General features: G+C 41.4%; 6 protein-coding genes. All 6 read right to left on the reverse strand.

Annotated elements, in window-relative coordinates; genetic code table 11:
* Nucleotides 1-88 precede the first annotated feature (88 nt).
* Nucleotides 89-1,411: an SH3 domain-containing protein gene (locus tag TY16_RS25780; protein WP_231505630.1), complete on the reverse strand. Its 1,323-nt coding sequence runs from the start codon at nucleotides 1,409-1,411 to the stop codon at nucleotides 89-91.
* Between the two features lie 288 nt (nucleotides 1,412-1,699).
* Nucleotides 1,700-2,176 carry a small multi-drug export protein gene (locus TY16_RS14890; RefSeq protein WP_043932651.1) on the reverse strand — a complete coding sequence of 159 codons (477 nt, stop codon included), beginning with the start codon at nucleotides 2,174-2,176 and terminating at the stop codon, nucleotides 1,700-1,702.
* 335 nt (nucleotides 2,177-2,511) lie between these two features.
* Nucleotides 2,512-4,206: a choice-of-anchor I family protein gene (locus TY16_RS14895; RefSeq protein WP_043932652.1), complete on the reverse strand. Its 1,695-nt coding sequence runs from the start codon at nucleotides 4,204-4,206 to the stop codon at nucleotides 2,512-2,514.
* A gap of 298 nt (nucleotides 4,207-4,504) precedes the next feature.
* Complete coding sequence (locus tag TY16_RS14900; RefSeq protein ID WP_043932653.1) at nucleotides 4,505-5,062, reverse strand: isochorismatase family protein; 558 nt, start codon at nucleotides 5,060-5,062, stop codon at nucleotides 4,505-4,507.
* Nucleotides 5,063-5,314: 252 nt separating this feature from the next.
* Nucleotides 5,315-5,893 carry a TetR/AcrR family transcriptional regulator gene (locus TY16_RS14905; protein ID WP_043932654.1) on the reverse strand — a complete coding sequence of 193 codons (579 nt, stop codon included), beginning with the start codon at nucleotides 5,891-5,893 and terminating at the stop codon, nucleotides 5,315-5,317.
* Nucleotides 5,894-5,903: 10 nt separating this feature from the next.
* A complete protein-coding gene (locus TY16_RS14910) occupies nucleotides 5,904-6,608 on the reverse strand; it encodes an MBL fold metallo-hydrolase (protein ID WP_043932655.1) in 705 nt (234 codons plus the stop codon).
* Nucleotides 6,609-6,962: the final 354 nt, after the last annotated feature.

Raw genomic sequence — 6,962 nt, forward strand, 5'->3', positions numbered from 1 at the left:
TACCTTCCTGGCAGAGAGAATTAGACCCAATCTCCTTTTTGTATGAGCAAAGACATCCCCTTTTAAAAGGAGCTGCTGCAGCTTAATGTTATTTTACAGCCAATGCTCGTTTTCCCATTGCATTGTAAATGCTTATAAACTTCGATTTTTCCATTTTTATATTCTTTTTTACAGCTTCACTGTCGTTAAAGTATACATACTTTCCATCTACACCTGTAACAACGATGCAGTGAAGCGGAGTTGGGGCTGATATTGTTTTTCCGGTAGGAGTCTTCCATGTGCGCTTATTCGGCATTTCATGGTTAATTGTAAACCAGACAAGCACCGGTGCCCCGTTTTTGACGTGCGCTTCAACCTGAGAAAAATCCTTGCCGTGAAGGTTCACTCCTCCCGGACGGTACTGATCGAGGAGTTTCTTCAGTGGACCCGGGTTAATCGTATGCCCGTTGCCATATGGTGTGCCGACATATCCAACATCCGGATCCCCCCACGTCTTGATCGAGCCGTTTGAGTTCCTTGTAAGAGGCGTTTTATCATACGGCATTTTATCTGCGAGGGTTGTTTTGCTTACGTTTACGCCATGATAATTGAGCGCCATCGCCAGGGCTGTTACTTCACAGCCGGCCGGAAGCACAGGGCGCTGGGCGATCAATGGAACATTGAGGATAGTGGCTGTTCCGGCTGCAACGTACTGGCCGGCAACATAGGCGGTCCTTCCGTTATATGTAATCCGGTACCAGCCATTGCTTTCCTTCTTGACTACATTCACTGTCGCGCCATTCTTTAGCAGGCCGATTCTCGCGTATTTTGTGCTCGGCCCAGTCCTAACGTTTAAAGCTGTAGCTGTGACCCGATATGTACTTTTCACTGAAGTGCCGTTGACTGCTACATACTGCCCTGAAATATAGCCAGTTTTGCCATTGTAGTTAATTTTGAACCAGCCATTACTTTCCTTCTTGACTACATTCACCGTGGCTCCGTTCTTTAGAAGGCCGATTCTCGCGTATTTTGTGCTCGGCCCAGTCCTTACGTTTAAAGCTGTAGCTGTGACCCGATATGTACTTTTCACTGAAGGGCCGTTGACTGCTACATATTGCCCTGCAACATAGCCAGTTTTGCCATTATACTTAATTTTGTACCAGCCGTTGCTTACTTTCTCAATGACGTTAATGCTGCTGCCCCTCGGCAATCCGCCAATCCTGGCATATTCGGTACCTGGGCCTGACCTGACGTTTAAGCTCGACGCATTAACTGTATAGGCTGGAGCCGCCGCTTCTGCAACAGGTGGACTGCTAAATGGAACACCAGTTGAAGCCAAAGAACTGGCAAAGATGGCAGACGCAATAACCCCTTTGGATACAATCCCTAGTACCGGTCTTTTTTTTATCTCATTCCTTCTCTTATTTACCATATTCTTCTCCCTCCAAAGCAAGATTTTTGCAAGCATTTGTCGAATCTTGCAACTACTATCAAAATAGGAAACTAGCTTGCTAAAGTCTAACCATATCCATTGAAATAGTGAGAAATGAATAAAAAGGCATAGATTCCCATCTTGAACCGGGACCTTGGTGTGGTGACCAAACTAGTTGTTTTGGAGTGCGAAATGGGAGGGTTTGGAAGTCAACAATTCCTTTGTTTTCAATAAAAATAGCCCAGCTCCGTGAGGAACTAAGCTAGTTTTATTTTGGTGTCTAAATTTTTATATCCAATTAATGTATTTAAGTCCATATACAGAGCCAACTGTCATTAGAATCGACCAAATGACTAAACTGGCTCCCATCCAAGTAATTACTTTAACTTTAGATGACCCTAGCAATAGAGCGGTTAATGCAGCTATATCTGTTCCTAGTAACGAGGGTGAAAGCAATGCAAATACCGGAAGACCATACTTCTCCCAAATATGTCTTGCTCTGGTTTCTCTTTTTGAAGCCTTTAATTTACCCTTTTTTTCTCTCCGTTTGTTTCTCCATTCGGAAATTTGTTTAAAGAACAGTGCAAAGACTAATACCATAATAAAATTTCCTAAGAAAGCAATTATTCCAACAGCTACAGGTGACATCTCCAACACAATACCAACTGGAATAATATAAAAAACATCCAATAATGGCAATATTGATATTAAAAATAAGGTAATGTATTGCCAAATCCCATTTGCTTGTTGAACCCATTCAATCATTCCTACGCCCCCTTGCAAAATAACAAAAATTTCTCTCTTAATCTATTTTGTATGTAATCATAACTCTATGATTTTCTTTTATTATTCAAAAGTAACATTTTTTGCGAAAAGAGCCGAAGATTTATCTATTAAATTGTGGGTTAAATTGCAGGGGTACAACAGCCATTGTACCCTTGCAACTTGGAAATGCATTTCAAATTCAAATTTTAATCGCTATTATCGAAGCCTGTTACCATATTTTAGAAACATTATACTATTCCAGGTTTATGCCGTTTCTAAAGAATCAGTTCATTGAATATGGTCAGTTCACTATTCTATTTAGATTTTCTTTCGATTTAATTAAATTTTGCCGGTGTGCTTTTTTCCTTCCCAGGCTGGACATAAAGTTCATTTACAGAAACGGTCCCGCTTACCTCATTGCCTACTAAAATAAGCGGGCGTTTTGTTGGACTGTCTTTCGCATCAATAAACTCAATGCCTTCTGGCGAAACATCACCTGCAATTGCCTGTGAGAAGTCTCTGCTGTTAAAGTAGTTGGCAAATTGGGCATTTTCGGGATTTGTAATGTTATAGGTCATCACGCCGCCAATTCTCTCGAGTCCGACAAAGGCAAAAACTTCGCCGCCGACTATGCCGATTTTCACATCTTCTGGCTCAGGTCCTTTTTTCGCGCTGCGTTTTTCGAATTCGTCATCATCATTTGACCAGTTGAACACATCTGGCAGCCGTTGAGCAGTAATGGTTTCGAAGTCGCTGCCGCTGTCGTAGACAAGCTCCATTGTATCGGCCTTCCAAATTGAGAAGGAACGTCCTCCTAATGTGTAAATTGCATCGTTGCCGCGATCGGTTAGTACTTCGAGTTTCTTATACGCATCAGAATTTTTCATTTTATCAAAGGCTGCTTGTGCTTCTTCAGCTGTCATACCTTTAATTCGGTCCGGATTTAGTCTAATGGTATTCTTTATATCTTTAAAATCAGCTACGTTTATAAATGCAGGATCCTCTTCAGGCCACTCAGTGGCATCCCCTTCATTTGCAGTGACAAGATATTCATCACCCTTAATTTTCACATAGGCAACAGAGTCCGGCATATATGCCCCCAGAATCGGAAGGCGTTCGAGTTCAATTTTTCCATTTCTCGCTGCATCCAGTTCGTTTCCAGGTAAAGAATGATCTTTATAGCCAAGAGATTTTACAGAAAGAATCTTTCCATTTTTAATATCAATTGTTGCAATTGCATTATTCTCCTGCAGGGTAACAAATGCCTTTTTCCCATCAGCTGAAACCGCAATATATTCAGGTTCAAAGTCTTTAACAGCATCCGCTTTGGTTCCGTGGTTGCGAATATGAACATCGTCAGCAATTGCGTTCTGGTCATTAAATAGCACACGAGTGGTTTTTCCTGATTTCGCTTCGATAATTGTTACTGAACCTTGAGGGTCCTCGCCATCAAAACCGGCCCTAGGCTCCCCTTCATCAGCGGATAAAATATACTTTCCGTCTTCTGTTAGTTTTACCATATCAGGCTGTACACCTGCGTCGTATGTTTTGAGGATTTTGCCATCGTAATTCATTACGACGATTTTGCCGTTTTTTGTATAATCAGCTTCTTGAACCGCTGCAACAATGACATCCCTTTTTCTATCAATTTCAATGCTGGTTACGTCTCCGTATGTAAAGGTATCCGAATTTACTGCTTCTGCAATTTGAATCGATTTTTCCTTTTGAAGTTGCTGTTGTTCTTTTGAGGACTTTTTCAGGTTTTTGAGACTTACGATATCGATTGTTTGCCCATACCCGTTAATTACGTAAAACTTCTTATTGTCCGCGTTGTATTTAACGATTTCTGCGACTCCGCCATCTTCATTGCTCAAGCCCATGCTATATCCGGCAATTTTCTTGACGTCAAATGAATTTGGAATGGCAGTTTCCGCACTGACAGTATGTACGTTGGCTGGGGTGCCTAGAAGCAGGATACTCCCCGCCATAAATGCTTTACTAAACAGGCTATACTTACTTTTCTTGTTCAACTAAATTCCCCCTACTCTCTATTTGTTACCTTTACCATAGCGAAGAACTACATTCGGGATATTAATTTTTGGTAAAATTTCTATGTTGGTTTTGCTAATAGTAGGTAAATGGTTTGAGAGCGGGGCAATTCGGATAATCTCAAAAAGGCTGCCTGAAATAAAATTCAGGCAGCACGGAATAGAATAATTATGTGTAAGTCCGAAACTCTTTGTCTGGCAACGAGAACCTTCCCTGATTTGCCATTGTGTCAGTAGATTGGATTGTCCGTGGTATAACATTCTGGGCAGTATTTAAAAATTACTTATACGAATTATGGGTCGGAAGAAACAGGTCTTCCTCTGCCTTCCTGACAATTGAAAAATGGTCAACATTGTAATGTCCATGAAGAGTTTCATTATGATGGTTTATAATCTGTTCCGCGGTTAAACTATCATTGTCCGTGGTTGAATGTCCATCACCGACTAATGTGACATCAAATCCACTGATCGTTGCTGTTCTGACTGCACTATCTATACAGTGCTGGGTTTTACAGCCCATAATAACAACATGCTCGATTTCTTGGGTTTTTAAAAAATTCAGAAGTCCAGTCCCATGAAAGGAATTAGTTGCAGCTTTATCAAAAATCTTAGCATCCTTCGGGACATTAATTTCTTCGTGAACTTCAAAGCCTTTTCCCTTACCTTCAGCTACATCCAAATCTCTAACAAAGACAATTGGAACTTTAGCTTTTGCCGCTTTTTCAATTGCGATATTGATATTCATAATCAGTTGTTGTTTATTAAAGACTTTACTTTCTTCTTGGTTCCCATCAATTAATTCTTGTTGGGCATCAATGATTAATAATGTTTGATTCATGTTTTTCCCCTTTCAAAAGTGGGGAACGCTTTATGAAAATTTATTTAGGCGTATTCCCCTTTGAATTTTTGGTACCTTCGTATTTTTTGTTAATCATGCTATCTACCTCCCAAATAAATATTGCCTGCAAATTATATTGCAATTTTTAGACAATTTAACCTTAACACAGTTTCTTTTTATATGTCACTCTTATAAGAAAGGTTGATAGGTCTATTGGTGTTTCACTAAACTCCCGAGCACGCAATTTTTTTCCTAGTTTGCGTTCATCTTATCGATGCCTTTTAGATAGGTTTTGATGATGACGTTTAGGCTAAGGTCTGTGTCCAAGTCAAGTCCAAAGCCGCCTTTTTGTTCGAGCGAGGAAAATCCATGAAGGATACTGCGGAGCCCCCGGACAGCATGAATTGCACTTTCCCCCTCCATGCCATATGCTTTAAGGACACGTTTAGTAAGGTCAACTATGTTGTTCCCAACCTCGTGAAATTCTTCGTTCATTACGTTTGGTGTTGAAATTGTTGCCTCATATAAACCTGGATGCCTTCGGACAAAATCAACATACGCTTTTGCTAAATTCATTACCGCTTCTTCCCCGGCAAGGCCTACAGCTTCATTTACAAGGGAGTTATATAGCTGCTTGATCCCGTACAATGCTATATTTTCATGCAGCCCTGATAACCCATCAAAATGATTGTATAAAGATGGAGGGCGGATATTCAGTTCTTTGGCGAGGTTGGCAAGGGTGACTTCAGTCAGCCCTGATTCATCTGCAATTTTTGCGGCTGTTTCTAGAATGGTTTTTAGCTCCAGCGCTTGTTTCGGTCTGGGTGACATACGATCTCTCCTACATACTATTTTCGAATCTCCGAATAACTTCTTCCATCCGCTCCACGGGGTTTTTTATCATTTCTCCATGGCCGGTGGCAAGGATTGACGGTTTTAGTTCGGCTAACTTTTTTGCGCTTTTTAAAGCCGTTGCCTTGCTCCAGGTTCCAAAGGCTGGGAATGGAAATAGCAATCTTTTGTCGCCAGCTACCGCCAGGCCGGCTCTTGTTTGAAATGCATCGCCAGCAATTAATGCATTGCTGCGGGTGTCCAAAAATGACATTGAGCCTGGTGTGTGTCCCGGTGACTCTACAGCAAGCAGCGAACCAATCCTGTCTCCTTCTTTCAAACGTACATCCGCCCTAGTCTTGAGACTTTTGGGAATACCGCCTTTGATTGGGGTTTGCTCTTCATGCACATCAAGTGATCGGTCCCCTTCCATGATCCTTGAGTCTCTCTCGGATACATGGACCAATGCATCGGGAAACGCAGCTTTGATACTATCCAGCGCCCCAACATGATCTTCATGGGCATGAGTAAGAACGATGCTTGTGATCGGCTTACCGATGGTTTCTGCAGCTTTTATTATTCCCTTTGCGGAAAATGGCATTGCGGCATCAACCAGTGTCAGCCCGTTTTTTTCTTCTACAAGGTAACAATTGACTGGAAAAACTCTTGGCATTGTCGTTAATTGATACAACTCGCCCTCATGAATTATTCTCATTTCCACGCCCCCTAAAACTAATATCATTAGTTTTATTTTAACTAACATCATTAGTTTTAGCAACTATTAAATTTGGGACATTCAACTAAGGAAAATTTCGCCTCTCCTAGACACTGATTATTGTATTAGACCGGCTCTCTTGGATTATTCCGCTACTCCCAAACTCTGATTAATCTGTGAAACCGGCTCTCTCAGATTAATCCGCCACTCCCGAACTCTGATTAATCTGTGAGACTGGCTCTCTTGGATTATTCCGCCTCTCCTGAACTCTGATTAATCTGTGAGACTGGCTCTCTTGGATTATTCCGCCTCTCCTGAACTCTGATTAATCTGTGAGACTGGCTCTCTTGGATT

It is taken from the genome of Bacillus sp. EB01, from assembly GCF_000613125.1.
In the GTDB taxonomy this organism is placed as follows: domain Bacteria; phylum Bacillota; class Bacilli; order Bacillales; family Cytobacillaceae; genus Bacillus_D.